The sequence below is a fragment of the Peristeroidobacter soli genome, assembly GCF_004138485.1.
In the GTDB taxonomy this organism is placed as follows: domain Bacteria; phylum Pseudomonadota; class Gammaproteobacteria; order Steroidobacterales; family Steroidobacteraceae; genus Steroidobacter; species Steroidobacter soli.
Window position 1 is genome coordinate 209,553 of the sequence record NZ_RYEV01000003.1, and the last position, 26,192, is coordinate 235,744.

Here is a 26,192-nt window from a genome sequence, read left to right on the forward strand (position 1 = left end):
CTGTCTATGGCGGGCATGGCCACGAAGGGCTTGTTTCCTGCCAAATCAACTGCAGACTAGGCGCTAGTTTCCGCCTTCTGACGTTTTCGAACATGGCACTACTTCCGATTCTCGAATTCCCCGATCCGCGCCTGCGCACCAAAGCGCAGCCGGTGGAAGAGGTGGATGCCGCCCTGCGAAAGCTGATCGACGACATGTTCGAGACCATGTACGCCGCCCCGGGGATCGGCCTGGCCGCCACCCAGGTGAATGTTCACAAACGGCTGCTGGTCATCGACATCAGCGAAAAGCGCAATGAGCGCCTGACCTTGATCAACCCCGAGATCATCGATCACAGCGGCATGGAGGAGACCGAGGAGGGCTGTCTGTCCGTCCCCGGGATCTACGAAAAGGTCAAACGCGCCGACCGCATCCGCGTGCGGGCGCTGGATCGCGACGGCAAGCCGTTCGAGCTGGAGGCCGACGGGCTGCTGGCCGTGTGCATTCAGCATGAGATGGATCATCTCGAAGGCAAGCTGTTCGTCGACTACCTGTCGGACCTGAAGCGCACCCGCATTCGTAAGAAGCTCGAGAAGGACCGCAAGGAAAAGGCCGCCGACGCGGCTCGCGGGCGGAGCAAGGCGCTCTAAGAGTTTCGTTTGCTGGCGCGGTGGCCCGCGCAGTCGCCAGAGGGAGGTTTGTCGCGCTTCGCGCGGCTGACGCGTTGGGGCGTCTTTCCCGGTCTTTGCCCCTCGCAAAACTTCCGGCTCCGCCACGCCCCAACAACACTAGAATAAGCGCCCCCAAGCCCCGCCGAGTTTTGATGTCCTTTCCGTTGTCCCTCATCTTCGCCGGCACGCCGGAGTTTTCCGTGCCCGCGTTGGAAGCGCTGGTCGGCTCGCGACATCGCGTGCTGGCGGTCTATACGCAGCCGGACCGGCCGGCGGGCCGCGGGCAGCAGGTGACCATGAGCGCGGTGAAGCAGTGCGCGCTCAAGCATCAGTTGCCTGTTGAGCAACCGCAGACTTTGAAAGATCCCGCGGCGGTGGAGCGGCTCGCGCAATATCAAGCTGATCTGATGATCGTTGTCGCATATGGATTGCTGCTGCCGAAGACCGTGCTCGACACGCCTCGACTCGGTTGCGTGAACATTCACGCGTCGCTACTTCCGCGGTGGCGAGGGGCGGCGCCGATTCAGCGCGCGATTCAAGCGGGAGATAAAGAGAGTGGCGTGACCATCATGCAGATGGACGTCGGGCTCGACACCGGTCCGATGCTGCTCGAACGTGTCACTCCAATCGATGCGCGGGAGACAGGCGCGACGCTTCACGATCGTTTGTCGACGCTCGGTGCCAACGCGGTGCTCGAAGCGATCGAGGCCATCGCGGCCGGCACCGCAAAGCCGATGGAGCAGCCGAAAGAAGGCGCTACCTACGCCGCGAAAATCAAAAAAGAAGAAGCGTTGATCGATTGGTCCAGATCCGCTGTGGAGATCGATCGACACGTGCGCGCGTTCAATCCGTGGCCGATTGCCGAGACACGTTGGAACGGTCAGCAGCTGCGCATTTGGGAAGCAACGCCACTCGATAAGAAATCATCCGCGGCACCCGGCACTGTCGTTGCAACGAGCGGCGACGGCATCGAAGTCGCAACCGGTGATGGAACGTTACAGCTCACGCGTGTGCAAGCGGCAGGTCGCAAAGCCATGCCGGCCGCGGATTTCCTCAGAGCGCATCGCCCCGAGGGCGCGGTCCTTGGATTGTGAGCGCATCAGCAGCAGTCAGAGCCAGAGCCGCGAAAGTCGTCGCGGAAGTTGTCGAGCGCGGTCGTTCGCTCGACGCGGTGCTGAGCGACGAAAGCACCAGTAACAAACAAGAGCGCGGCCTGCTTCGTTCGCTGAGTTACGACAGCATTCGCTGGTACGTGCGACTCGATGCATTGCTCACCCGCCTGCTGGCACGACCCAATCAACAGCTCGAGCCCGAGATCCGCGCGCTCGCCATCGTTGGTTTGTGCCAGCTGATACACACAGATATTCCCGAGCATGCCGCGGTCGCGGAGACGGTCGCGGCGACGAGAGTGCTCAAGCAGCCGCGCGCCTCTGGACTGGTGAACGCGATCCTGCGTCGCTGTCAGCGGGAGCAGGCGCAGTTGCTGCCGAAGATCGATCGCGATCTGGCCGTGCGTACCGCGCATCCGCGCTGGCTGGTCGAGAAGTTGCGCAAGGATTGGGGCGATCGGGCCAACGACATTCTCGACGCCAACAATCAGCGCCCGCCATTCTGGATTCGCGTGAATCGGGCGCGCGTCACGGCTGCGAACTATCGAGAGCAATTGCAGGCAAAGCGGATCGGTGTGCTCGCCAGCGCGTTCGACGACACGGCGCTGTTGCTCGACCAGGCCATGGATGTCAGCGAATTACCGGGCTTCGACGACGGCTGGGTCTCGGTGCAGGATGCCGCCGCGCAACTCGCGGGCCACCTGCTCGACCCGCAGGCGGGCGAGCGCATTCTGGATGCGTGTGCCGCGCCGGGCGGTAAAACCGGCCACTTGCTCGAGCTGGCCCCTGAACTTGCCGCGCTTACCGCGGTCGACGTTTCTCCCGAACGGCTGAAGCGCGTCTCGCAGAATCTGCAAAGGTTGGGTGTTTCTGCGGATGTGATCGCGGCCGATGCGGCCGAGCCGGCGAGCTGGTGGGACGGCAGACAGTTCAACCGCATCCTGCTGGATGTGCCCTGTTCCGCGACCGGCGTGATTCGGCGTCACCCAGACATCAAACTGCTGCGCCGGAGCGATGACATCGCGGCGCTGGCGGCGCGCCAGTCGCAGCTGTTGCGGGCTTTGTGGCCGTTACTGCAGCCGGGTGGCAGATTGCTCTATGCCAGTTGCTCCGCCTTACAGGCCGAGACCACCGCGGTAATCGCGGACTTTCTGGGTGACGAGCCGACCGCGCGCGAGGTCACTGGCGAAAGACTGCAGGCCTTGCCGCCCCTGGGGGAGGGAACGCCTGTCGGCGTTCATGGCTTAAGAATCGCAGCGGGTTCGGCCGGGATGGACGGTTTTTATTATGCTTTGTTCGAGAAGCGGCGCGGCCCGAGTGGGGACTTGCCTGCATCAACCAACATGAATTCGTCCAATCTCGGTTAAGGATGTTCCGTGGCGGCAAGCCCAACCTGGCGCGATGTGCTTTGCCTGACTGCGCTGGACGTAATAGTCCGGTGCTGGGCAGGATGCCCGCATGCCGGGGGTGCAGGGACGCGCAGGACCGGCCGCGCTTTGGCGTGGCTCATGGTGTCGCTCGGCTGCCTGCTCGGATCGGCCGCCTCGGCCGAGACGCCGGTCCGCTTTGAAGTCCGTTCCGCTTATGTCGAACCGGCGGACCGCGTCTACGAGCTGAACGCCACGCTCAACTTCGACTTGCCCGAGGGCGCGCGAGCCGCGATCCGCGAAGGTGTGCCGCTGACACTGCATCTGGAAATCGTCGTCAAACGCCAGCGCAGCTTCTGGCTGGACGAGACGGTCGCGACCCTCGACCAGTCCTATGAGCTGGCGTATCGCGCCTTGAGCGAGCGCTACCTGGTTCGCAATTTAAATAGCGGCGAACAAGCGTCTTATGCGACGCTGGACGCCGCGCTCGATGCCCTGCGCGTGATCAGCCGCCTGCCCATCCTGGACCAGGCGCTGGTATCGTCGAACCGGCGGCACGAAATCAGCATTCGCGGTAGCCTCGATGTGCGCACGATGCCCGATGCCTTGCGCTTCGTGCTGTTCTGGTCGGATGACTGGCGGCAGCGCAGCGAGTGGTACACATGGTCGCCGCAACTCTGAAACGCACGCTGGTCTCGATCCTGGTGCTCATAGGATCGGGGCTGTGGGTGGCTGCGTTGCTCATCATGGCGCAGACCGTGCAGCAGTCGGCGCACTTCAGCGATCTGCATCCCTTCATCGTCGGCGTCAACGTCGCGGGCCTGCTGGTCCTTTCCATTCTGATCGGTGGCCGCGTCACGCAGCTGGTGCGCGATTGGCGCAAGCGTGTGGTCGGCTCGCGGCTCGAAGCGCGCATGGTGTGGATGTCGGCGACGCTCGCGATGGCGCCGCTGTTGCTGGTGTTCTATTTCTCCGTGGTGTTCCTCAACAAGGGCATCGACAGCTGGTTCCACGTCGAGATTCGCCAGGGCTTGGAAGATGCGTTGACGTTGTCACGCGCCGCGCTCGATCTGCGAATGCGCGAATATCTGGAACGGACGCGCGGAGTCGCGGCACGCATCGCGCCGATACGCCCCGGTGAATTCCAGGCGCTTGACGAGCTACGCCGAGAGAATGAAGCGCTGGAGCTCACGCTGCTCGCCTCCAACAGCCGCATCCTCGCGACCAGCTCCGATCGACTGGGTGACATCGTGCCCGCGCCGCTGAGCGATGAGATGACGATGCAAGTTCGTCAGGGCCGTGACTACGTCGCGCTCGATCCGGTCGCGGGTGGTGGATATCTCGTACGTACGGCGGTTCGTGTACCGCAGGTATTGCCGGGTGATGAGCAGCGCGTACTGCAGGCCATCTATCCCATCGAGCGACGCCTCGGTGAGCTGGCTGACACCGTCGAGTCTTCCTATCAGCGTTACGGCGAGAAGGCGCGCTTGCGCGAGCCGTTGAAGACCAGCTTCACGCTCACGCTGACATTGGTATTGCTGTTGTCGCTGTTCGGCGCGCTGTACGGCGCGTTGTGGGCCGCGCGTCGCTTGGTGCGTCCAATTCAGGACTTGGTTGCGGGTACGCGCGCCGTAGCGAAGGGCGACTTCGATTTGCGTTTGCCGCTGACCTCGCACGACGAAATGGGCATCCTGGTGCATTCGTTCAATGACATGACCAAGCGGCTCGCCAAGTCGCGCGAGGAGACGCGCCGTGTGCAGCAGGCTGTCGAAGCCGAGCGCGCCAATCTCGCGGTCATTCTGGCCCGGCTGTCCACGGGCGTGATTTCGCTCGAACCCGATCACACCATTCGTACCGCAAACCAGGCTGCGTGCTCCATTCTCGGCGTCGATGTGGAGGCCCTGATCGGCAAGCCGCTGGCACCGACCGGTAGCGAGAGCACGCTATTCGAGCAGTTCCAGTCCACCTGTAGCGCGCATCTGGCCGCGGGTCAGAGTGAGTGGCGCGAGCAGTTGGTGCTCCAGGGCGAGTCGACCCGGCGCATCCTGATGTGTGCCTGTACCACGCTGTCCGGCGAGGACCAGACCCCCGGAGGCTATGTCATCGTGTTCGACGACATCACCACCCTCCTGCAAGCCCAGCGCGACGCGGCCTGGGGTGAGGTGGCGCGGCGCCTGGCGCACGAGATCAAGAACCCGCTGACGCCTATCCAGCTGTCCGCGGAGCGGCTGCGCCACAAGCTGTTGGGGCACATCGACGCCAGCCAGGGCCAGGTCCTGGACCGCGCCACCCATACCATCGTCCAGCAGGTCGAGGCCATGAAGGAGATGGTCAACGCCTTCAGCGAATACGCGCGCGCTCCGGAGATGGATGTGTCACGCTTCGACCTGAACCAGCTCATCGGCGAAGTGGCGGAGCTGTATCGCGCGCCGGGCCGGCCAGGCACCACCCTGCAGCTGCAGAAGGGGCTGCCGGACATCGAGGCCGACCGTGGCCGCCTGCGGCAGATCATTCATAATCTGCTCGCCAATGCATGGGAAGCGCTGGAGGGGGTGCCGGATCCGTCGGTGCGCGTCAGGACGCGGCTGATCGAGAAGGGCAGCGGGGCGACGGCGAGCCGCGCGGCGGAGATCGTCGTCGAGGACAATGGACCGGGCTTCCGGCCGGATGTGATCGGCCAGGTGTTCGATCCTTATGTAACGACCAAACCGAAAGGCACGGGCCTGGGGCTCGCGATTGTGAAAAAAATAGTCGAAGAGCACGGCGGAGCCATAGACGCGGATAATGTGCGCACGGGAGGCGCGCGGGTTTGTATCGAGTTGCCGTTGACTGCGGTCCGCGGTGGCGGTCCGATTCGCGAACGGCGCACTGGACCGAGGAGGGAGCGGGCATGAGTGCAGCGCGCATACTAGTCGTCGATGACGAAAGCGAGATCCGCGGGCTTCTGAAAGAAATCCTCGCGGATGAAGGTTACGAGGTGGACGTCGCCGCGGATGCCGCGGAGGCACGTTCGGCTCGTGCCCAGCACGATCCCGATCTGGTCCTGCTCGATATCTGGATGCCGGATACCGACGGCATCACCCTGCTCCGTGAGTGGGTGCAGCCGAACGGCACTTCCTGTCCGGTCGTCATGATGTCGGGGCACGGCACCGTGGAGACTGCCGTCGAAGCGACGCGTCTCGGTGCATTCGATTTCGTCGAGAAGCCACTGTCACTCGCCAAGCTGTTACGTACGGTCGAGCGCGCGCTCGATTCGGGTCGTAACAAGCGTCAAAGCGGACGGGCGCTGACTCCGCCTCTGCTCGCGCCCGTCGGCAAGAGCCGTGCGATGGCCGCGCTTCGCGAGCAAGTTCAACAGGTCGCGCCGCATGAGACGCCGGTGCTCATCGTCGGTGAGCCGGGTACGGGGCGCGAGGCGTTCGCGCGCTACATTCATTCGTTGAGCCCGCGCGCGCAGGCGCCATTCGTACAGCTCGTTGCGACGGGCGTGAGCGATGACGGCGCGGCTGCGGCGTTGTTCGGCACTGAAGATTCGAATGGCGTTCACGCCGGCGTGTTCGAACAGGCGGCCGGTGGCGTGCTGTTCATCAATGGCGTCGAGGATTTGCCGCCGAAGGCGCAGGGCCTGCTGGTTGCTGCGCTCGAGACGCGGACCTTTACGCGCGTCGGTGGCGCGACCCCGGTGAATACCAACGTTCGAATCATCGGCTCCGCGACCTCGCGTTTCTTGAACGCCGAGGGCACGGGCGTGCGGCTCGAGCTGTTGTCGCGCTTGAATGTGATCACTTTGAATGTGCCGCCGCTGCGTGATTACGCGCAGGACGTGCCGGATCTGCTGCGTCACTATGTCGATCGTCTGGTCGACGAGCAGCACCTGCCTTTCCGCCGCTTCGGCGTGGCCGCGCAGAATCGTCTGCGCAACTATCCGTGGCCGGGGAACGTGCGTGAGCTGCGGAATCTCGTGCAGCGGTTGTTGATCCTCGGCGGCGAAGAAGAAATCCGTCTGGATGAGATCGAGCGTGAGCTCGCGGCGCATGCGCCGACCAACGAGCCGCTCGTGAAACAGGACTTGCTGGCGTTGCCGCTGCGTGAGGCGCGCGAACATTTCGAGCGGGCTTATCTGCAGCAGCAGCTGATTCTGTGCAACGGCAAGGTCGGGCAGCTGGCGAAGCGCGTCGGCATGGAGCGCACGCACTTGTATCGCAAGCTGCGCTCGCTCGGCGTCGATTTTCGCCAACTCGCTGAAGACTGAGGAGCCGGCGTCCTCCGCTCGTCGCGAGAACGAACGCGCCCGCGTCGAGCGCGCCACCGGGGAGCCCCATGCCAGACATGCCCGCCGATATTTTTTCCGAGCCCGAGGTTTCGCCGGATACGCTGGCCAACCTGGGCCCGCTACGCCGGCTGGCCGGCGTGTGGCAATCCGACCAGGGCGTGGATATCAGTCCCAAAGCGGACGGCCCCGAGCGGCGCGTGTTCCGCGAACACATCCGAATGGATCCGATCGATGCGCAGGCCAACGGCCCTCAGCTCCTTTACGGGCTGCGCTATCACATTCATATCAACACGCCGGAAGAGGCCATCACCTTCCACGATCAGGTCGGCTACTGGCTGTGGGAGCCGGCCACCGGTCTGATCATGCAGACCATCGCCATTCCTCGTGGGCAGGTGGTGCTGGCGGGCGGTACGGCGCGGCCCGACGACGATCGTATTTCGGTGGAGGCGCGGCGCGGGGACTCGCGCTTCGGCATTTGTTCGACCACCTTCCTCGAGGAGGCGTTTCGAACCGACTACTACCGGATCGACATTACATTCAACAGTGACGACAGCTGGACTTACGTGACGCGCACGGATCTGGCGGTCCGCGGCAACCTGCCGGCGTTCGACCATCGCGATACCAACACCCTACGACGGATCGCGCCACCGACGCCGAACCCGCTGGCCGCGGGCGGCAACATCGTCACTCGCCAACGCGAATAACCAGCGCGTCGATCTGCGCCTGACGCAGTTTGCTCCGCGTCTCTTCGAGCTTCTGCAAATTGGTGATGGGCCCGACGCGTACCCGGTGCCACGTATCCTTGTCGATGGTCACTTTCTGAACCTTCGACTCCACGCCTTGCAGGGCAATCAACGCCCGCACGCGGTCCGCATCCTTGAAGTTACGGAACGACCCCGCCTGCAAGATATAAGCGCCGGGCTTCTCCACCGGTCCCGCGACGACCGAGGGCGCAGCGCCGCCGCGCGCATCCTGCTCGGGAATCACGACTTCGTACTTGGGCAGCATTTCGTAGAAGTCGAACTGCTGAGTCTCCGAATCTTCCTGTGATGCCGGCGCGGGTTTGTTCTGCGCTTTGCCCTCATCGCGAATCATCGGCGCGGCCGTTTGCTGGGCGGCCAAGCGCGCCTCGGTGCGGCGGTCGAATAGATAGACGCCGAGCGCAACGGCGAGGCCGAGCGCGAGGCCGCACACGAAGCCGGCCATGCCGGACAGTCCGGACGAACCGGCGCGACGCTTGGAATGTTTGTAGTCCTTGGCCATCAGACAATGGAATCAGCTGACTCGAGCAGGTAACGATTACCAGCGCGCAAGTTTGCGCTGGTCTGTCATTCCTCGCCAGCGGTCGCCGTCTTTTTCGATTCCATCTTCTCGGGCGCGGACACGCCGAGCAGTTTCAGGCCGTTCTCCAGCACCTGCCGGGTCGCCGCGACCAGGTTCAGGCGGGCGTTGCGCAGCTTCACGTCGTCGATGATGAACTTGTGCGCGTTGTAGTAGGCGTGGAAATCGCCCGCCAGCTCGCGCAGATAGTGAGCCAGCTGATGCGGCTCGAGATCGCGCGTGGCGTTCTCCAGCAGCTCCGGATAGTAGGTCGCGCGGCGAATGAGCGCCTTCTCGTGCGGCTCGGAGAGCAGCTCGACGTTGGCTTCGCCGATGTCGCGATCGTGCGTCAGGCCCTTCTCCTGCAGCTGACGGAACACGCTGCAAACACGCGCGTGCGCCATTTGCACGTAGTACACCGGGTTCTCCTCGCCCTCGGCCAGCGCCAGATCGATATCGAAGACGAACTCCGAATCGGCCTTACGCGATACGAGGAAGAAGCGCACGGCATCGCGGCCCACCCACTCGATCAGATCGCGCACCGTCACATACGAGCCCGCGCGCTTGGAAATCTTCACTTCCTCGCCGCCGCGCATGACCTTCACCATTTTGTGAAGCACGTAGTCGGGATAGCCCTTCGGGATGCCAACGTTGAGTGCCTGCAGGCCCGCGCGTACGCGCGCGATCGTGCCGTGGTGGTCGGTGCCCTGTACGTTGATGGCGCGGAAGAACCCACGCTGCCACTTGGTGACGTGATACGCGACGTCGGGCAGGAAGTAGGTGTATGTGCCGTCCGACTTACGCATCACGCGATCTTTGTCATCGCCGAAGTCCGTGGTCTTGAGCCACAGCGCGTTGTCTTTCTCGTAGGTGTGGCCGCTCGCGATCAGACCTTGCACGGTCGTATCGACCTTGCCGTCGTTGTACAGGCTGGACTCGAGGTAATACGTGTCGAAGCGCACGCCGAACTTCTGCAGGTCCACGTCCTGCTCATGTCGCAGACAAGTGACAGCGAAGCGGCGGATCGCATCGAGATCATCGATCTTGCCGCTGGCGCGGATCGGCTCGCCGTCGAAGGCGTGCACCGTCTTGCGCGCGAGGAAGTCATTGGCGATGTCCTGGATGTACTCGCCCGCGTACCAGCCTTCCTGCCATTCTGGATCGCCGGGCTTCTGGCCACGCGCGCGCGCCTGTACAGACAGCGCCAGGTTTTGGATCTGGACACCGGCGTCGTTGTAGTAGAACTCACGGCTGACCGGATGACCCTGTGATTGCAACAGGGCCGCGAGCGCATCTCCGAGCGCCGCTTGCCGGCCGTGGCCGACATGCAGCGGGCCCGTGGGATTCGCCGAGACGAATTCGACGACGACGTTCTGCCCGGCGCCACGCTTGTTGTAACCATAGGCCACGCCGAGATCGAAAATGCGTGACAGTTCCTGCTGATACGACTGCGGCGACAGATGGAAATTGATGAAGCCAGGGCCGGCGATCTCGATCTTGCTGACCAGTTCGCCGGTGGGAATGCAATCGACGATGGCCTGCGCCAGCTGCCGCGGGTTCTTACGCGCGGGCTTTGCGAGCTGCAACGCAATGTTTGTCGCGAAGTCGCCGTGCGCGGGGTCGCGCGTGCGCTCGACGTCCACGGTGGGATGCACGTCCGCGGGGAGAATGTCAGGCGGCAGGCAGGCCAACGCGGCCTGCACGAGGCGTTCGATCTGGTACTTCACAAAGAGCAGGGGAGAGTGATGTTCGGGACAGTGTACTCAACTCAACTCGGCCGCATCTACATCGATCGACCACCGCACGCGGCGAGCCTCCGGGAGCATGGGAAGCAGGGGCAGCCAGCCGCCAAGAAACTTCTGCAACGGCGAGTGGCTGGGCGCGCGGATCAACAATTGCGCGCGGAAACGGCCGGCGCGGCGTTCCATCGGCGCGGGCGCGGGGCCGAGCAACTTCACGCCGCGAACCGGGAAGTCCACGGCTAGATCGTGTGCATCTTGCAGGAATTTCAGCGGCGCCTGCTGATCGGTGGCCTCGGCGCGCAGGAGCGCGATCCGGGCGAATGGCGGCCAGCCGCTTTGTTCACGTTCTGTCAACGCGCCGTCGGCAAAAGCCGCGTAGCCGCCCGTCAGCAATAACGTAAGCAGCGGATGCTCGGGATATTCCGTCTGAATCAATACTTCGCCGGGACGGTCCGCGCGCCCGGCGCGGCCGGCGACCTGCACGATGGTTTGGGCGAGGCGTTCCGGTGCGCGAAAGTCCGTACTGAACAAGCCCTGGTCGGCGTTCAGCACGACCACCAGCGTAACCTTGGGAAAATCGTGGCCTTTGGTCAGCATTTGCGTGCCCACCAGAATGCGGATTTCGCCGCGGTTCACGCGCGCCAGCGTTTCCTCCAGCTCGCCCTTACGGCGCATGCTGTCGCGGTCGATACGCGCCATCGGTGCAGTAAACAACTGCTGGAGCGCCTCTTCGATGCGTTCCGTGCCCTGGCCCACGGGCTTTACGTCGGCAAAACAGGTTGGACATTCGTTCGGAAGGTTTTCCTGCGAGCCGCAGTGATGGCAGATGAGGTCGCGGCCGCGGGCGTGCACCGTCAGGTGAGCGTCACATCGGCGGCAGTGAGCGGACCACCCGCAGTTTGGGCAGAACAGCACGGGCGCGTAGCCGCGGCGGTTGATGAACAGCATCACCTGTCCGCCGGCATCGAGATGGCGCTGAATGGTCATCACGGTCGGCGTGGCGATGCCCTGAGTCACACCGTGTTTGCGCAGATCGACCAGTGCGACCTGCGGCGGTTTCGCGCTGCCGGCGCGGTAGGGGAGATGTGAGAGTGTTTCCGGTTGTTTGCGGGCGCGTGCCAATGTTTCCAGCGAGGGTGTCGCGGAGCCGAGTACGACCGGAATGCCCAGCCGCTGTGCGCGCACGAGCGCGAGGTCGCGCGCCGAGTATCGAAAGCCGTCCTGCTGTTTGAACGAGGCGTCGTGCTCCTCATCGATGATGATGAGGCCCGGGTGCAGCAGCGGCGTGAAGATGGCGGAGCGCGTCCCAATGACGATGCGGGCCGTGCCTTCGCGCGCGTCTCGCCACGCAGCCAAGCGCTCCGTGTCATTCAATCCGGAGTGAAGCACTGCGAGTGGCGCGTCGAAGCGTCCACGGAATCGCCCGATCAGCTGGGGCGTGAGTGCGATCTCGGGCACGAGCACTAGGACTTGCTGGCCGCGCGCGAGAACGGACTCGATCACCTGCAGATACACCTCGGTTTTGCCGCTGCCGGTAACGCCGTAAAGCAGGTGAGAAGCAAAAGTGCCGAGTGTTTTCTGAATTCGCTCGACCGCGGCGGCCTGCGCCTCGTTGAGCGGCGGCCCTTCTCGCATGACCGATACGGGCGGGATCTCATCGGTTTGCTCGCGAGCGAATTGCTCGACGAAGCCGCGCTCTTCGAGATTGCGCAGCGCTGACAGCGGGCTCTCGGTCGCGCCCAGAATCTCGGAAGCGGGCGCGTGCTCATTTTTCGAGAGGTAGTCAGCGATGGCGCGCAGACGAATCGACCGCGCCGGCAGTTTCGCGAGCGCCTCCTCGCGTCCGAGCGCAGTGAGCCGCCACAGAATCTGCTCCTCGCGAATCGGCGCGCCACTTCTGAGCAAAACTGGCATCGCCGAGGTGAGCACTTCGCCAACCGGATGGCGGTAGTACTCCGCGGCCCAGGTCAGTAATGCGAGTAAGTCGGGCGAGAACGTCGGCTCAGTGTCGACGACTTCGAACGCCGCGCGCAGTTTGTTTGCCGGAACTTCGGTTTGATCGCGGCCTTCGACGACTACGCCGACCACGCGGCGGCGGCCGAATGGCACCCAAACTCGACATCCCGCCAGAACTGACGTATCGGCGGGCGCGCGGTAATCGAACACTTGCCGAAGCGGAGTGTCGATTGCGACCGCGAGATACGGGGTCCGGTCTATGCACAAAACCTGTGGACAACTCTGTGCATTGTTTGGGGTGAAGCGACTCAAGTGCTCATTCCACGGACGAGTTTCGTCAGTGCTCAATTTTTAGACGGGGTTCACGGTCTTCTACGGGTCTCCCGCGGGATTTCCCCGGCCGCATTCCTTACGTTTTGCGGCCTTCGGGTCAACCGCGCACAGCCGGCGGCGTTGCTAGCAGAACGGTCGTCACTAAAGGTTGCTGGAGTATATGGGGCTCTTTGCTACCCTTTGCGCGGCGGGCGATGTCCCGCCTGCCGTGGAGGAACAGTCTCTGGATCAGGTGCGCGCGCTGGATCGCTTTCTCGTCAGCGTCGAGAAGCGTGCGTTCCGGATCGCCAGGATTGCCTTGCGTAACGACGACGATGCGCTGGATATCGTACAGGACGCGATGCTGCAGCTGGCACGTCGCTACGCTCAGCGCCCTGCCGAGGAATGGCGGCCGCTGTTCTACCGGATCCTCCAGAACCGGATCCGGGACTGTCAGCGCCGGCGCAAGGTGCGGGCCAAATTGATGAGCTGGCTGCCGGGTTGGAAGGCCGAGGAGGACGAGGCCGCCGATCCGTACGAAGGCGTGGCCGATGCGCGTCCGCAGCCGCAGGACCTGCTCGCGACCGACCAGGCCATGGCCGAGCTGGAGCGAGCGCTCGCGGAGCTGCCTGGCCGGCAGCAGGAGGCGTTCATGTTGCGTAACTTCGAAGGCATGGATGTCGCGCAGACCGCCGAGGCCATGGGCTGCAGCGAAGGCAGCGTCAAGACACACTACTCACGCGCGGTCCACACACTCCGTGAGCAGTTGGGAGCTGCATGGTGAACACCCCCGATCCCCTCGAAGAGCGCAGCCGCGAGCTGTTCGACGACAGCGTCGAGCGCCTCGATGCGCGGACTCGTTCCCGGCTGAACCAAGCACGACAGCGAGCTGTGGAGGAAATGAAGAAGGGCCGGGTCCGTCGCTATTGGCTCGGCGTGCCCCTCGGTGGCTTGGCTGCGGCGGCTCTGATCGCCGTGATCTTGATCCGTGGCGGCGGCGAACCCGCTGGAACCGAGAATGGCGGGAACCTGCTGGATGACTTCGATATCGTCGCCGATGCTGACAGTTTCGAGCTGATTCAGGATGTGGAGTTCTACTCCTGGCTGGCCGATCAGGGCGACAACCCCGGCTGAGCATGATGAGGATGCTGTTCTTGGTGAGCTGGATGCTAGTGGGCGCGATGAGCCGGGCGGCCGACGAGATCGAGCCATTGGACGCCGATTTCCTCGAATATCTCGCCAACATGGAGGACGAAGACGACGATTGGACGCTGCTCGAGGACGCCCCGCGCAAGACCGCGGACGGGGAGCAGGCCAAGAAGGCCGAGACGCGCAAGCCAAGTAAAGAGGCGGCAAAGCCTGCCGTGGATGAGCGATGACCAGCCGGTTGATGTGGGTCCTGTCCCTGATCCTCAGCGCAGTGCTGCTGGCGGCAACGCCCGCGCGCGCGGCTCAGACGGGTGGCGCGGGCGTGAGCTGGCAGGAGCTGTCTCCCGAGCAGCAGAAGTTGTTGGCCAAGTTCGAATCGCGCTGGGCCGATTTGCCACTGGCGCGCCAGCAGTCGCTGGCCAAGGGGTCGCAGCGCTGGCTGAGCATGCCGCCGGAACAGCGGCAGCAGGCCAAACAGCGGTTTCAGCGCTGGCAGTCTCTGGATGTTCAGCAGCGGCGGGAGATGCGCCGCATGTTCAATCAGTTCAAGAAACTGCCGCCGGAGGAACAGGCGCGCATCCGAGACAATTTCCGGCGCTTCAAAGATCTGCCGCCTGAACAGCGGCAGCAGCTCCGCAAGCAGTTTCAGCAGCTCACGCCGGAGCAGCGTCAGCGCCTGAAGGAGCGCCTGCGCAAGCAACCATGAGCGGCCAGTCCGCGCGCTGCTTCGGTGGCCACTCCCACGTGTTCAGCTGCAAGGCCTCGTTCCCGCCGATCCGCGCGACGGCGATGACGATCTCCGGCCGCGGCTGAAACACGGCCGCGCTCCAGCCCGCATCCGTTGGCACGCGGCCGCGCCACTCGCGGTCCTCCATCCAAAAAATGCAATGGCGAAGCGCATCGACCAAGCCCAGCTGCAGCGCCTTCGCGAACGATTCCTTCAACGTCCACAGCGTATAGAACAGCGCTTGCTGTGATTCAGGTGCCGCGGACTCGAGCGCGCGCACCTCGCGTTCATCGAACGCAAAGCGCGCGAGTCGGAGCACATCACGCGGTCGATTGATTTCCAGATCGACGCCGATGCGCGATCCATCAGGCGCAATCAACAGCGCCGCATGCTCCGCGCTATGGCTCAAGCTGTGCGCGGCCGAGCCAACCTCGGCCATCGCAAGTAGCGCGCGACTGACCTCGAAATCCGCGCGCCGTCGCGACCCGCGAGAGTCAGCGAGCCGCGCGCGGTCGTCCTCGGACAGCGTCAATGGATCGAAATGTGCGCGCGCGGTTGGAAATCCCAGCCAGAGCGTCAGACGAGTGACCGCCGCTGCACGATTCATGCTGAAGGGATTGGCCGATAGCGCATGTGGGTTGCCGTGCATGACCAGGGCATCATAATTCCTCCCCATGAACGCCGAACCGCAACTCGCCGCCGCCGCCGACGACGCCACCGAAGGCCGTCGGGACTGTTGGTATTGGCGGTTGTTCATGACGGGATTCAGCTTTTCCCTGTTCGGCCTGGGCGCGCTACTGGTAGGCGCGGTCTGGCTGCCGATCGTCAAGCTCCTGCCGGCCTCGCGTGCGACCAAGCGCAATCGTGCGCGCGCAGCCATGAGTGGGGCGTTGAGGTTCTTCATCTGGGTCATGCATCGGGGCGGCGTGCTGACCTATGAGGTCCACGGCCGGGAACGCCTCGGTCGATTCGGGCAGATGGTCGTGGCCAACCACCCGACACTGATCGATGTGGTCTTTCTCCTGGCATTCATTCCCACCGCGGGTTGCGTGGTCAAGCAGGGGCTGTGGCGCAACCCGTTGACGCGCTGGGCGGTGACGATGGCGGAATTCATTCCCAACGACCAGACCGCGGGCATGATCGAAGGCGCCGCCAGTGCCTTGCGCGACCGGCAATCGTTGATTTTCTTCCCTGAAGGGACACGAACCCGGCCGAATGAGCCCATGGTGTTTCACCGCGGCGCGGCCAATGTCGCCTTACGCGCGGCGACCGAGCTCACGCCCGTCTATATCCGCTGTCAGCCGACCACGCTGACCAAATCCGAGCCGTGGTACCGGATTCCGGCCCGGCGGCCCCATTTCAGCCTGGTGGTCGGCGAAGACCTGGACTTAAGTCCCTACCGGAACGCGCCGTTACCGCTAGCATCACGGGCCTTGAACGAGGCCATGCATCGGCATTTTCAGCAGGCATTGGCGGTGCGCCGAGCCCCGCAGGCGTAAGACCGTCCGACAGCCCGCGCGGCTGTACGGTGTGTGTGCCCCGAATTAAACTGCGCGCCGAGTTCACGGACCGGTGAAGCGCGCGCAGACGTGCTCGAGACACCGAGCCGCAGGCCACCGATCCCCAACAGAGCACTTCATGCAGTCGCAAGATCAAATCCTCGAACGTATCCGCCAGACGCTGGTCGAGCTGTTCGAGCTCGAGTCGGCCCGGATCACGCCCGAGGCGCGCCTGTACGAGGACCTGGAGATCGACAGCATCGACGTGGTGGACCTGATGGATGAAGTTCAGAAGCACACCGGGCGTAAGGTCACCCCCGAGGACTTCCGTTCGGTGCGCACGGTCAAGGATCTGGCGGCGGTCGTGCAGCGACTGCTGAATGCCTGACGCGCCTCGCGGTTGAGATCGAGCCATGCTTTCTCCGGCCAAGTTCAACGCCAAATTCGCCGTATGCGTGGTCGTGCCCGTGTACAACCACGAGCATGCGATCGGCACCGTCGTCAGCAGACTGCGCGAGCAGGGGCTGCCCGTGATCCTGGTCGACGATGGCTGCAGCCCCGCGTGCGCCAGGGTGCTGGATGAGCTGAGCGAATTGCCCGAAGTCACGTTGCTGCGTCATGAGGTCAATCGCGGCAAAGGCGTGGCGGTCATCACCGGTTTCCGTGGCGCTGCCAAGCTCGGCTTCACCCATGCCATTCAGGTCGATGCCGACGGTCAGCACACGCTGAGCGATGCTCGTCGATTCGTCGAAGCCGCGCGCGAAGCGCCCGACGCAGTGATCTGCGGCCGCCCGGTGTTCGACGCCAGCATCCCGAAGGCGCGCTACTACGGTCGTTATCTCACGCACGGCATGGTCTGGCTGCAGACGCTGTCGTTCGACATCGTCGATTCGATGTGCGGTTTCCGTCTGTATCCGCTCGAGACCACGCTGGCACTGGCGGACTCTCAACACATCGGTCCGCGCATGGATTTCGATTCGGAAATCATCGTGCGGTTGCATTGGCGCCAGGTGCCGATGCGCTGGATCGAGACGCGCGTGTCCTATCCCATCGACGGCGTGTCCCATTTCCGCATGTTCCTGGACAACGTGCGCATGACCTGGCTGCACATCCGCATGACGCTCGGCATGATGATCCGCTTGCCGGTGTTGCTGTGGCGAAAGATCGCGCGGCCCAAGCCCGCGGCCGGGGTGCAGGAACGGGAGCGCGATGCGAATGCTTGACGCTCATGCGCCCTGACATGCGAAAAGAGGGCGCGATCAGCGCAAGCATCGACGTGACCGTGGCCTTCCACGACATCGATATCATCGGTGTCATGTGGCACGGCCACTATCTGAAGTATCTGGAAACCGCGCGCTGGGCATTGATGGACCAGCTCGACTTCGGCTACGACACCATGGCGGCGTCCGGCTACGCCTGGCCCATCGTGGAAATGCACGTCAAGTATCTGCACGCCGCGCGCATGGGCGAGCGATTGAATGTGCGCGCTTCGCTGGTCGAGTGGGAAAATCGGATCACGATGAACTATCTGGTGACGCGCGTCGGGGATCGGGAACGGGTGGCGCGCGGCAAAAGTGTGCAGGTCGCGGTGGACGCCAGGACTCACGCTCTGCAGTTCGAGACGCCGGAGCCGCTGCTCGCCCGGGTGCGTCGGACATTGAAGAGGAATGAAATTGGAACGTGACGTGATCGTCATTGGCGCCGGCCCGTCCGGCGCAATCAGCTCGGCTCTGTTGAAGAAGCGTGGCTGGAACGTGCTGGTGCTCGAGGGGCAGCGCTTCCCGCGTTTCTCCATCGGCGAGAGTCTGCTGACGCATTGCCTGGATTTCGTCGACGAGGCCGGCATGATGCCGGCGGTGGAGCGCGCCGGCTTCCAGTTCAAGAATGGCGCGGCCTTCGTGCGCGGCGACGAATACGGCGATTTCGACTTCAGCGACAAATTCACCAAGGGGCGCGACTCCACGTTTCAAGTGCAGCGCGCGGCCTTCGACAAAGTGCTCGCCGACGAAGCGGAGCGGCAAGGCGTCGAGATCCGGTATGAAACTCGCGTGACTGCCGTCGACAACAGCGGGGACGAGCCTCGCGTGCGCGCGGTCGATGCAAAAGGTGTCGAATACGAAGTCGAGGGCAAGTTCCTGCTCGACGCCAGCGGTTTTGGCCGGGTGTTGCCCAAGCTGCTCGATCTGGAAACACCCTCGAAGTTTCCGGTGCGCAATGCCGTGTTCACGCACGTGGCCGATGGCGCCGCGCCCGGTGCTTTCGATCGCAACAAGATCCAGGTCATCGTTCATCCGCAGCACCGCGATGTGTGGTTCTGGCTGATTCCGTTTGCGAATGGCCGCTGCTCGCTGGGCTGTGTCGCGCGCAAGGAGTTTTTCGACAGGTACCCGGCGCAGCTGGAAGAGCGTTTGAAAAAGCTGGCGAGTGAAGAGCCGTTTCTCACTCGCGTGCTCGCGAATGCAACCTGGGATACGCCGGTGCGCGAGCTGACCGGCTACGCTGCCAATGTGAAGTCGATGCACGGCAAAGGTTTCGCGCTGCTCGGCAATGCCGCCGAGTTTCTGGATCCGGTGTTCTCCTCGGGCGTCACCATCGCGATGCGTTCAGCCAGCATGGCCGCGGCATTGCTGGATCGACAGTTGCGCGGCGAGACCGTCGATTGGAGCAACGATTTCGAGCTCCCGCTGCGCAAGGGTGTGGACACGTTCCGCGCCTACGTGAAAGCGTGGTACGACGGCCGCTTCCAGGACATCATGTTTGCGAAAACCCAGCCGCCGGGCATCCGCGCCATGATCTGTTCCATCCTGGCCGGGTATGCGTGGGATGAAACCAATCCATTCGTGGCCGAACCCGAGCGTCGTCTCGACATGGTTGCTAAGCTCTGCGCGGTATGAGCGACACGATTCTGGTCACCGGCTCCAGCCGAGGCATCGGCCGTGCCATCGCGCTTCGCGCGGCGGCGGACGGCTTCGATGTTGTCGTGCATTGCCGGTCACGGCGTGATGAAGCCGACGCGGTCGCGGGCCAGATCAAAGCGCTGGGCCGTCAGTCGCGAGTGTTGCAGTTCGATGTCTCCGATCGCGCCGTCTGCGCCGAAGCCCTGGCCGCCGATATGAGCGCCAACGGCGCTTACTACGGCGTCGTGCATAACGCGGGCATTCATTCGGACGCCGCCTTTCCGGCCATGACGGGTGAGCAATGGGATGGCGTCATTCGGACCAATCTGGACGCGTTCTACAACGTGCTCCAGCCTGTGATCATGCCGATGGTGCGTCGACGCGCGCCGGGTCGCATCGTCACATTGGCCTCCGTTTCGGGCGTCGTCGGCAATCGCGGTCAGGTGAACTACAGTGCCGCGAAGGCCGGGGTCATCGGGGCGACCAAGGCGCTGGCGGTCGAGCTGGCGAAACGAAACATCACGGTCAATTGCGTCGCGCCCGGGCTGATCGGCACCGAAATGGTCGACGAGAACGTGCCCACGGAAGAAATTCTCAAGGCGATTCCCGCGCAGCGCGCTGGAACCGCAGAAGAAGTCGCCGCGGCCGTAACGTTTCTTTTGTCGCGTGACGCTTCGTACATCACGCGTCAGGTGCTCTCGGTCAACGGAGGACTGTGCTGATGCGCCGTGTAGTCGTCACAGGCGTTGGCGGATTATGCGGGCTCGGCACGAGCTGGTCCGAGATTCATGCAGGGCTGCGTGCGCGCAAGAACGCGATTCGCACCATGCACGAGTGGGATCGCCACAAGGATATGAACACCCGGTTGGGCGGCCCCATCGAATTCGCTCCGCCGGCGCATTGGACTCGCAAACAGCTGCGAAGCATGGGTCGAGTGTCGCAACTCGCGGTGCGTGCCGCCGAGCTGGCGATTGCGGATGCTGGATTGACCGGCTCTCCCATCATTGCCAGTGGCGCGACGGGGGTTTCTTCCGGCTCCTCCACCGGCAGCACCGCGGACATCTCGGCCTTCGCGGCCATGATTCTGCACGCCGACTCGAGCGGGCTGAACGCGAACTCGTACGTGCGCATGATGCCGCACACGACCGCGGCCAACGTCGGGATCTTCTTTGGCGCGAAGGGCCGGATCATTCCCACCTCGAGCGCCTGCACGTCGGGCAGCCAGGGAATCGGTTACGCGTACGAGGCCATCAAGTTCGGCCGGCAGGATGTGATGATTGCTGGCGGTGCCGAGGAACTGTGTCCCACCGAAGCGATGGCATTCGATACGTTGTATGCAACGAGCCGTCGCAACGATCAGCCGCATACGACGCCGCGTCCTTACGACCGCGATCGCGATGGCCTGGTGGTCGGTGAAGGCGGCGCGATGCTGATCCTCGAAGAGTTGGAACACGCGCAGCGGCGCGGTGCTCGCATTCATGCGGAACTGGTTGGTTTCGGGAGCAACTCCGACGGCGTGCACGTCACCAAGCCGGAGGAATCGACGATGCGCGTGGTGATGGAGCTGGCGCTGCAGGACGCCGGCATTTCACCCGATGTCATTGGCTACGTGAACGGTCACGGCACGGCGACCGAGCATGGCGATATTGCCGAAACACGCGCGACCTCCGCTTTGTTCGGCAAGCGCATGCCGCTCAGCTCGCAGAAGAGTTACCTGGGCCACACGCTCGGCGCCTGTGGTGCGCTGGAAGCCTGGTTCAGCATCGAGATGATGAATGCCGGCTGGTTCGCGCCGACCTTGAATCTGGACAACATCGATCCGCGCTGTGGCGAGCTCGAATACATCACCGGCGAGGGGCGCGGCATCAGCACCGAGTACGTGATGAACAACAACTTCGCGTTCGGGGGCGTGAACACTTCGATGGTGTTCAAACGCTGGCAGTGAGTCGTCGAGTGACCACTGCCGGGGTCGAGACCCTGCCATTGTTTCTGTCGTCCGAGGCGCAGCGACCCATCGCGTGGCGTCGTGGCGCGCCGGTGCTGCTCGCCGAATTTCGAAGCCACGTCGCTTCGGTGGTCGCCAGGCTGCCGAAGCCCCCGGCGCCGGCGGCCATGATCAATCTGTGCGAGGACCGTTACAAATTCCTCGTCGCTTACGCCGCGGCATTGAGCGTTGGCCATACCGTGCTGTTGCCGTCGTCGCGCGCCGATCAGGTCGTGGCCGACGTGGCGGCTGCCAATGCGGGCAGCTATCGCATCGATGACAACGCGGTCGATGCAGCTCTGGCGCAGCCTTCAACCGACTCGATCAACGAGCGCATCCCGGCCGACACGACCGTGATGATCGGGTACACCTCGGGCAGCACCGGTCAGCCCAAAACATTTCCCAAGCTCTGGCGCACGGTGAACGGCAGCAACGCGCGCAATGCTCAGTCGATTCGCGCGGCGATTGCCGATAAGACCTCGACGGTGTGGGCGCTGGCGACCGTTCCGCCCCAGCACATGTACGGCATGGAGATGAGCGTGCTGTTGCCGTTGCTCGGCGACATGGCCGTTCATGCTGGCCGGCCGCTGTTTCCAGCCGATATCGCCGCCGCGTTGGCCGAAATTCCGAGGCCGCGCGTGCTCATCAGTACGCCAGTGCATTTGCGCGCCATCGTCGGTTCCGACCAGCAGTTTCCTGAAGTCGATGCGATCGTCAGCGCGACGGCGCCGTTGGATCAGTCGCTGGCAGCCGCGGTGACCGCAAAGCTCGGCGGTGAATTGGTTGAAATGTTTGGATCCACTGAAACTTGTGTATTCGCGAGCAGGCTCACCGCCGGTGAAGCGCAGTGGCGGCTTTACGAGGGCGTTCAGTTGGAGCCGCGCGACGATGGCACGCTGGTCAACGCGCCCTGGTTCGTCGAACCCGTGTTGTTACAGGACATGGTCGAGCTGCAGCCGGGCAATCGCTTCGTGGTGCGCGGGCGCAGCTCCGACATGATCGAAGTCGCCGGCAAGCGCGCCTCGCTGACCGATCTCACCAAACGATTGCTGACCATTCCCGGCGTGCAGGAAGCAGCGGTGTTTCAGCCCGATGCCGACGCGGTGGGCACGATTCGACGGGTCGCCGCGCTGGTCGTGGCGCCGACGCTCACCGCGCGTGAAGTGTTGGATCAACTCGCTGCCGGAGTCGACAGCGCATTCCTGCCGCGACCTTTGCTGATTGTGGATAGCCTGCCGCGGAACGAGCTGGGCAAGCTGCCGCGCGAGAATCTGTTACGAGCCCTGCGGCGCGAGTGAGATCGCTTCGATCTCGAGCAGCAGCTCGCGACGGCAGACATCCGCCGCCACGAACAGAATGTCGCTGGTGGGATAGAGCTGGCGCAGGCGTTCGGCGATGCGCGGCGTCAGCGCCGGGTCCCGCACGTACACTTTCAGCAAATCCCCGCGATTCGCGTGCCGGGGACGCCGGACGTGCGGTGCGAACGAGCTGAGATTGCGGATCGTCTCCTCGAGCTGCTCCATCGCGTCGTCGTGATGCTGGGAATGATGGCCGACGATGCTCGCCGTACCTGAAATCAGCAATGTATCGTCCGGCGCGATCAACGCGCGGGCGAACACGGGGCTGACCGGCCCGTGCACCCGGGGATAGTGATACGCGCTCACCTGCCGGGGATTTTCCAGCGATTGGCCGGCCACCGTGCCCGCCAGCCAGAACACCTGCAGGATGTGGTCGGAGTGATGTTTGCCGATGGCCGTCGCTGAAGGGTAGCTCAGGGACACTTCGCCCAGCCCGCGGCCGCGGCCGACATTGAACTGACGGTAGCGCTCCAGGTCGCCCGTGCCCTCGTTGATGGCGTCCATGTAATTCCACATGCGCAGCAGGTGGGGAAACCCCGATTGCTGCTGGAACCGCCGGATCGCGGCGTAGGCGCGCTCGGCTGTCAGCAGAATGCCGCCATGCTCGCGCTCATCCAGCTCCACGGCCGCGAACAGATAATGACCGTCGTGGGCATAACGCACCTGGCACGCGGCCGACCCCGAGTCGTCGGACCATTGGCCAGTGTGGACCGGTCCGGTTGCGAACCATAATTCCGCCCCTGGTGTCGGCGCCGAGTTGGCGGCGTGCAGCGGTTCCAGTCCCACATCGATGGTCAGCCCGGCGGGCTGGCTGCTCGCCGCAGCCTCGATTTCGGGCCGCAGGCGCGCCCCGAAACGGATGGCGGCCAGCACCCCGGCGGGCAACTCGTGGGCGCGGTCGAGCGGATGATAGGCGACGCGCAGGGCGGTGGCGGGAAGGGGCTGGGCTGGTTGCTCGCCAGAACTGCTGCGCATCACGTCGTCAAAATCAGTGGTTGGTTCGGGGGTTGGAAAACGTGCGCGCCATTCGAAGCGCGCGCGGGCCGGATGATACACTTCGCGCCCCGCGGTTCGCCGCTCCAACGTCGCAAATCAGCCTTTCGTACAAGGGCCTGTTTCGTTCATGTCAGCAACCCAAACCGCCGGTGAGCGCGAGCTCGCCGAACTCATCGTGACCGCCCTCAACCTGGAAGGCGTCGCGCCCGGGGATATCGATCCGGAAGCGCCGCTGTTCAAGACCGGCCTCGGGCTGGATTCCATCGACGCGCTCGAGCTCGCGCTGGAGATCTCCAAGCGCTACGGCTTTCAGCTGCGCTCGGACGATGAAAACAATGTGCGTATTTTCAGCTCACTGCGTTCGCTGGCCGCGCATATCGCCACGAATCGCGTCAACGGATGATTGATTTGGCAATCGTTTGACAAAAAGGGAGAGAACCATGGTTCGTTCGCAGCGGGCACGTTGGTGGTCGGGTCTGTTGTTGTTGCCTTTGCTGGCGTTGCTGATGGGCGCGCGGCAGGTCCCGTTGGTCGATCCGGAGCCGTTCCCGGTGCCGGCCGGCCTGAGCGAGGCCAAGGTGGTCAAGTCCATCAAGGTGGCGTTGACCGGTCGCCAGTGGCAAGTGACCGAGGAGCACCCCGGCAAGATCATCAGCACGCTGCATCTGCGCGAGCACATGGCCAAGATCAGCATCGATTACGACGCCAGCAAGATCGCCATCCGCTACCTGGATTCGGGCGAGCTGATGTACGCGCAGAAAAAGGGCGTGACGGTGATCCATCGGAATTATCTGAGCTGGATCCAGAATCTGGTGAACGACATCCAGCGCAACATGGTGCTGGTGGCGGACGCCACCTGACGACGCAGGACCGATGCAATCCCGACCTCTGAGAATCACTGCTTACACACTGTGCTCCGCGGTCGGGGATGGACGCGCGGCGACGCTCTCAGCACTGCGTGAGCGTCGCTCCGGTCTGAGCAGGAACGATTTCGGTGCTGCGCCCATCGACACCTGGATCGGGCGCGTCGCGGGGCTCGAAGAGCAGCCGCTGCCGGCGCAGCTCGCCAATTGGGACTGTCGAAACAATCGGCTCGCGTGGCGCGGCCTGACCACCGATGGTTTTCTCGCCGCGGCTCGTGAAGCTCGCGAGCGTCATGGCGCCGACCGCGTGGCCGTCGTCATGGGCACTTCGACATCGAGCATCGGTGCCAGCGAAGACGCCTATGCGCGACTCGATCCCGAGGGCCGTTATCCGGCCGAGCTGCGTCGCCCCATCATTCATACGCCGCACTCGTTGGGCGATTTCGTGCAAAGCGCGCTGGGTCTGACCGGCCTGAGCGTGACGGTCGCGACGGCGTGCTCTTCCAGCGCCAAAGTGTTCGCGCAGGCGGAACGTTTGATTCGCGCCGGCCTGGCCGATGCGGCCATCGTCGGCGGCGTGGATTCGCTGTGCGGCAGCGTTCTATTCGGTTTCAATTCGCTGGAGCTGGTGTCGCCCGAGCAATGTCAGCCGTTCGATGTGCAACGTCGCGGCATCAATCTGGGTGAAGCGGCTGGCTTCGCATTGTTGGAAAAGCAGGCGCCGAGTGGCGCGTGGCTGCTGGGCTACGGCGAGTCCAACGATGCGCATCACATGTCGACGCCGCATCCCGAAGGCGTCGGCGCGCGGCTCGCTTTGAACGATGCGCTCAAGCGCGCGGAGTTGCAGCCCGAGGATATCGATTACATCAATCTGCATGGCACCGCGAGCCAGAAGAACGATGAAGTCGAAGCAAAGGTGGTCGCCGATCTGTTTCCCGCGAGCACCTGCGCCAGTTCGACCAAAGGTTGGACCGGCCACACCTTGGGTGCTGCGGGTATCGTCGAGGCCGCCATCAGTCTGATCGCGCTCGAACATCAATTGTTGCCCGGCACGTTGAATTTGCGAGTGCCCGATCTGGCCTGCGGTCCGCAGATCCAGCGTGACAACGTGCAGCGCAAGGCGCGGCATGCGTTGAGCTTCTCGTTCGGTTTCGGCGGCAGCAATTGCGTGCTGGTGTTCGGGAGAGATCGATGACGCTCCGGGTCGCGATCGAAGGCGTTTCTTTCTGGGCCTCGCGTCTGCCGGGTTGGGAAATCGCACGCGCCGTGATTCGTGGCGATCAAGCGCCGCCTGAAGCGCCGAGTCCTCGTCCATCACCGACGCTGCTGGCACCGACAGAACGGCGGCGCGCTCCTGACACGGTTGCCGTCGCGCTGGAAGTCGCGGTTCGTGCGTGCGAAGCGGCCGGGCGTAAGCCGTCGGAGTTGCCGTCGGTGTTCGCATCGACCCACGGCGATCTCGCCATCAGCGATTACATGTGCTCGACACTGGCGACCACGCCCACGTTGATCTCGCCGGTCAAGTTTCATAACTCGGTTCACAACGCCGCGGCGGGCTATTGGAGCATCGGCACCGGCAGCCTCGCGCCGTACACCGCGATCAGCGCTTACGAATCCACCTTCGGCGAGGGCTTGGTCGAAGCGGCGACGCAGGTCGTCTGCGAGCAGCGACCGGTGTTGTATGTGGCGTTCGATATCGAAGCGAAGGGCGCGCTCTCCAGCATGGCGCCGAGTCGCGGTTTGCTCGGCGCGGCTTTGGTGCTGGCGCCAGTGAGCTCGTCGCAGCAGCAGCGCAGTTTGATTCTCACGACCGAACCGGTCGATCAATGCCAGCCGACTCTGGCGCGTTCCGCGGCAGCCCCGTTGGTTGCCGACAATGCGCTCGCGCCGTGTCTGCCCTTCTTCGAAGTCCTGGCGAGCTCGAGCCCTCGCACGCTCTGTCTGGCGCTGAGCCGGCAGCTGGCGCTGAATGTCCAAGTGAACTGAAAAA

The 26,192-nt window shown here is 63.8% G+C and carries 28 protein-coding genes; 23 read left to right on the forward strand and 5 right to left on the reverse strand.

The genetic code is table 11. The annotated features are described in order from the left end of the window. The first annotated feature begins 92 nt into the window (after positions 1-92). From def to EKO19_RS09755, 7 genes are all read left to right on the forward strand, one after another. Positions 93-629: a peptide deformylase gene (def, locus tag EKO19_RS09725; protein ID WP_129776235.1), complete on the forward strand. Its 537-nt coding sequence runs from the start codon at positions 93-95 to the stop codon at positions 627-629. A 173-nt stretch (positions 630-802) separates the two neighbouring features. Then, entirely contained in the window at positions 803-1,744 is a 942-nt protein-coding gene (gene fmt, locus EKO19_RS09730) for a methionyl-tRNA formyltransferase (RefSeq protein WP_129776236.1), read from the forward strand. Continuing rightward, positions 1,741-3,126: a 16S rRNA (cytosine(967)-C(5))-methyltransferase RsmB gene (gene rsmB / locus EKO19_RS09735; protein WP_129776237.1), complete on the forward strand. Its 1,386-nt coding sequence runs from the start codon at positions 1,741-1,743 to the stop codon at positions 3,124-3,126. Before fmt ends, rsmB begins: the two co-directional genes overlap by 4 nt. A gap of 141 nt (positions 3,127-3,267) precedes the next feature. Then, entirely contained in the window at positions 3,268-3,807 is a 540-nt protein-coding gene (locus EKO19_RS09740) for a DUF4390 domain-containing protein (protein WP_157995195.1), read from the forward strand. Then, complete coding sequence (locus EKO19_RS09745; protein ID WP_129776239.1) at positions 3,789-6,020, forward strand: sensor histidine kinase; 2,232 nt, start codon at positions 3,789-3,791, stop codon at positions 6,018-6,020. The genes EKO19_RS09740 and EKO19_RS09745 overlap by 19 nt, the downstream gene beginning before the upstream one ends. Beyond that, a complete protein-coding gene (locus tag EKO19_RS09750; protein WP_129776240.1) occupies positions 6,017-7,378 on the forward strand; it encodes a sigma-54-dependent transcriptional regulator in 1,362 nt (453 codons plus the stop codon). Before EKO19_RS09745 ends, EKO19_RS09750 begins: the two co-directional genes overlap by 4 nt. Before the next feature lie 68 nt (positions 7,379-7,446). Beyond that, positions 7,447-8,103, forward strand: a complete 657-nt coding sequence (locus EKO19_RS09755; RefSeq protein ID WP_129776241.1) for an FABP family protein — start codon at positions 7,447-7,449, stop codon at positions 8,101-8,103. Here the strand turns inward: EKO19_RS09755 and EKO19_RS09760 are convergent. The 3 genes from EKO19_RS09760 to EKO19_RS09770 form a co-directional block, all read right to left on the reverse strand. Further along, a complete protein-coding gene (locus EKO19_RS09760; RefSeq protein ID WP_129776242.1) occupies positions 8,084-8,662 on the reverse strand; it encodes an SPOR domain-containing protein in 579 nt (192 codons plus the stop codon). The two genes, EKO19_RS09755 and EKO19_RS09760, sit on opposite strands and share 20 nt — an antisense overlap. Positions 8,663-8,727: 65 nt before the next feature. Next, the gene (gene argS / locus EKO19_RS09765) at positions 8,728-10,446 is read right to left on the reverse strand and encodes an arginine--tRNA ligase (protein ID WP_129776243.1); all 1,719 of its coding nucleotides are present in this window, start codon (positions 10,444-10,446) and stop codon (positions 8,728-8,730) included. Between the two features lie 36 nt (positions 10,447-10,482). Then, positions 10,483-12,729 carry a primosomal protein N' gene (locus EKO19_RS09770; protein ID WP_407676643.1) on the reverse strand — a complete coding sequence of 749 codons (2,247 nt, stop codon included), beginning with the start codon at positions 12,727-12,729 and terminating at the stop codon, positions 10,483-10,485. Between the two features lie 181 nt (positions 12,730-12,910). On the opposite strand from EKO19_RS09770, the gene EKO19_RS09775 reads away from it, so the two are divergent. Genes EKO19_RS09775 through EKO19_RS09790 form a run of 4 tightly spaced genes read left to right on the forward strand, consistent with a single transcriptional unit; the run spans position 12,911 to position 14,584 of the window. Beyond that, positions 12,911-13,513 carry an RNA polymerase sigma factor gene (locus EKO19_RS09775; RefSeq protein ID WP_129776244.1) on the forward strand — a complete coding sequence of 201 codons (603 nt, stop codon included), beginning with the start codon at positions 12,911-12,913 and terminating at the stop codon, positions 13,511-13,513. Continuing rightward, a complete protein-coding gene (locus EKO19_RS09780; protein WP_129776245.1) occupies positions 13,507-13,863 on the forward strand; it encodes a hypothetical protein in 357 nt (118 codons plus the stop codon). The genes EKO19_RS09775 and EKO19_RS09780 overlap by 7 nt, the downstream gene beginning before the upstream one ends. 11 nt (positions 13,864-13,874) lie before the next feature. Then, positions 13,875-14,108, forward strand: coding sequence for a hypothetical protein (locus EKO19_RS09785; RefSeq protein ID WP_129776246.1), 234 nt, complete (start codon positions 13,875-13,877; stop codon positions 14,106-14,108). Then, positions 14,105-14,584: a DUF3106 domain-containing protein gene (locus EKO19_RS09790; RefSeq protein ID WP_129776247.1), complete on the forward strand. Its 480-nt coding sequence runs from the start codon at positions 14,105-14,107 to the stop codon at positions 14,582-14,584. The genes EKO19_RS09785 and EKO19_RS09790 overlap by 4 nt, the downstream gene beginning before the upstream one ends. Here EKO19_RS09790 and EKO19_RS09795 read toward each other — a convergent pair. Continuing rightward, positions 14,532-15,281: a 4'-phosphopantetheinyl transferase family protein gene (locus tag EKO19_RS09795; protein ID WP_157995196.1), complete on the reverse strand. Its 750-nt coding sequence runs from the start codon at positions 15,279-15,281 to the stop codon at positions 14,532-14,534. The genes EKO19_RS09790 and EKO19_RS09795 overlap by 53 nt on opposite strands. On the opposite strand from EKO19_RS09795, the gene EKO19_RS09800 reads away from it, so the two are divergent. The 8 genes from EKO19_RS09800 to EKO19_RS09835 all read left to right on the forward strand — a co-directional run bounded on the left by EKO19_RS09800 (position 15,280) and on the right by EKO19_RS09835 (position 22,283). Then, positions 15,280-16,104: a lysophospholipid acyltransferase family protein gene (locus EKO19_RS09800; protein WP_129776249.1), complete on the forward strand. Its 825-nt coding sequence runs from the start codon at positions 15,280-15,282 to the stop codon at positions 16,102-16,104. The genes EKO19_RS09795 and EKO19_RS09800 overlap by 2 nt on opposite strands. A 139-nt stretch (positions 16,105-16,243) precedes the next feature. Continuing rightward, a complete protein-coding gene (locus tag EKO19_RS09805; protein ID WP_129776250.1) occupies positions 16,244-16,492 on the forward strand; it encodes an acyl carrier protein in 249 nt (82 codons plus the stop codon). Positions 16,493-16,517: 25 nt separating this feature from the next. Further along, positions 16,518-17,327, forward strand: a complete 810-nt coding sequence (locus tag EKO19_RS09810; RefSeq protein WP_129776251.1) for a glycosyltransferase family 2 protein — start codon at positions 16,518-16,520, stop codon at positions 17,325-17,327. 17 nt (positions 17,328-17,344) lie between these two features. Continuing rightward, a complete protein-coding gene (locus EKO19_RS09815) occupies positions 17,345-17,788 on the forward strand; it encodes an acyl-CoA thioesterase (protein WP_157995197.1) in 444 nt (147 codons plus the stop codon). Continuing rightward, the gene (locus EKO19_RS09820) at positions 17,772-18,998 is read left to right on the forward strand and encodes an NAD(P)/FAD-dependent oxidoreductase (RefSeq protein ID WP_129776253.1); all 1,227 of its coding nucleotides are present in this window, start codon (positions 17,772-17,774) and stop codon (positions 18,996-18,998) included. Before EKO19_RS09815 ends, EKO19_RS09820 begins: the two co-directional genes overlap by 17 nt. After that, complete coding sequence (gene fabG / locus EKO19_RS09825; RefSeq protein WP_129776254.1) at positions 18,995-19,723, forward strand: 3-oxoacyl-ACP reductase FabG; 729 nt, start codon at positions 18,995-18,997, stop codon at positions 19,721-19,723. Before EKO19_RS09820 ends, fabG begins: the two co-directional genes overlap by 4 nt. Beyond that, on the forward strand, positions 19,723-20,946 hold the full coding sequence (locus EKO19_RS09830) for a beta-ketoacyl-ACP synthase (RefSeq protein WP_129776255.1): 1,224 nt from the start codon (positions 19,723-19,725) through the stop codon (positions 20,944-20,946). Before fabG ends, EKO19_RS09830 begins: the two co-directional genes overlap by 1 nt. An 8-nt stretch (positions 20,947-20,954) precedes the next feature. Continuing rightward, entirely contained in the window at positions 20,955-22,283 is a 1,329-nt protein-coding gene (locus EKO19_RS09835; protein WP_217705235.1) for an AMP-binding protein, read from the forward strand. On the opposite strand, the gene EKO19_RS09840 is transcribed toward EKO19_RS09835, so the two are convergent. Further along, the gene (locus EKO19_RS09840) at positions 22,260-23,318 is read right to left on the reverse strand and encodes a chorismate transformation FkbO/Hyg5 family protein (RefSeq protein ID WP_129776257.1); all 1,059 of its coding nucleotides are present in this window, start codon (positions 23,316-23,318) and stop codon (positions 22,260-22,262) included. The genes EKO19_RS09835 and EKO19_RS09840 overlap by 24 nt on opposite strands. Before the next feature lie 148 nt (positions 23,319-23,466). Between EKO19_RS09840 and EKO19_RS09845 the strand changes: the two genes are divergently transcribed. The 4 genes from EKO19_RS09845 to EKO19_RS09860 are packed head-to-tail and all read left to right on the forward strand — an operon-like array spanning position 23,467 to position 26,188. Further along, entirely contained in the window at positions 23,467-23,742 is a 276-nt protein-coding gene (locus EKO19_RS09845; RefSeq protein ID WP_129776258.1) for a phosphopantetheine-binding protein, read from the forward strand. A gap of 37 nt (positions 23,743-23,779) precedes the next feature. Beyond that, positions 23,780-24,199, forward strand: a complete 420-nt coding sequence (locus EKO19_RS09850) for a hypothetical protein (RefSeq protein WP_129776259.1) — start codon at positions 23,780-23,782, stop codon at positions 24,197-24,199. A 13-nt stretch (positions 24,200-24,212) separates the two neighbouring features. Next, positions 24,213-25,397 (forward strand): beta-ketoacyl-[acyl-carrier-protein] synthase family protein, encoded by a 1,185-nt coding sequence (locus tag EKO19_RS09855; protein WP_129776260.1) that lies wholly within the window; start codon positions 24,213-24,215, stop codon positions 25,395-25,397. After that, positions 25,394-26,188: a beta-ketoacyl synthase chain length factor gene (locus EKO19_RS09860; protein ID WP_129776261.1), complete on the forward strand. Its 795-nt coding sequence runs from the start codon at positions 25,394-25,396 to the stop codon at positions 26,186-26,188. The genes EKO19_RS09855 and EKO19_RS09860 overlap by 4 nt, the downstream gene beginning before the upstream one ends. Positions 26,189-26,192: the final 4 nt, after the last annotated feature.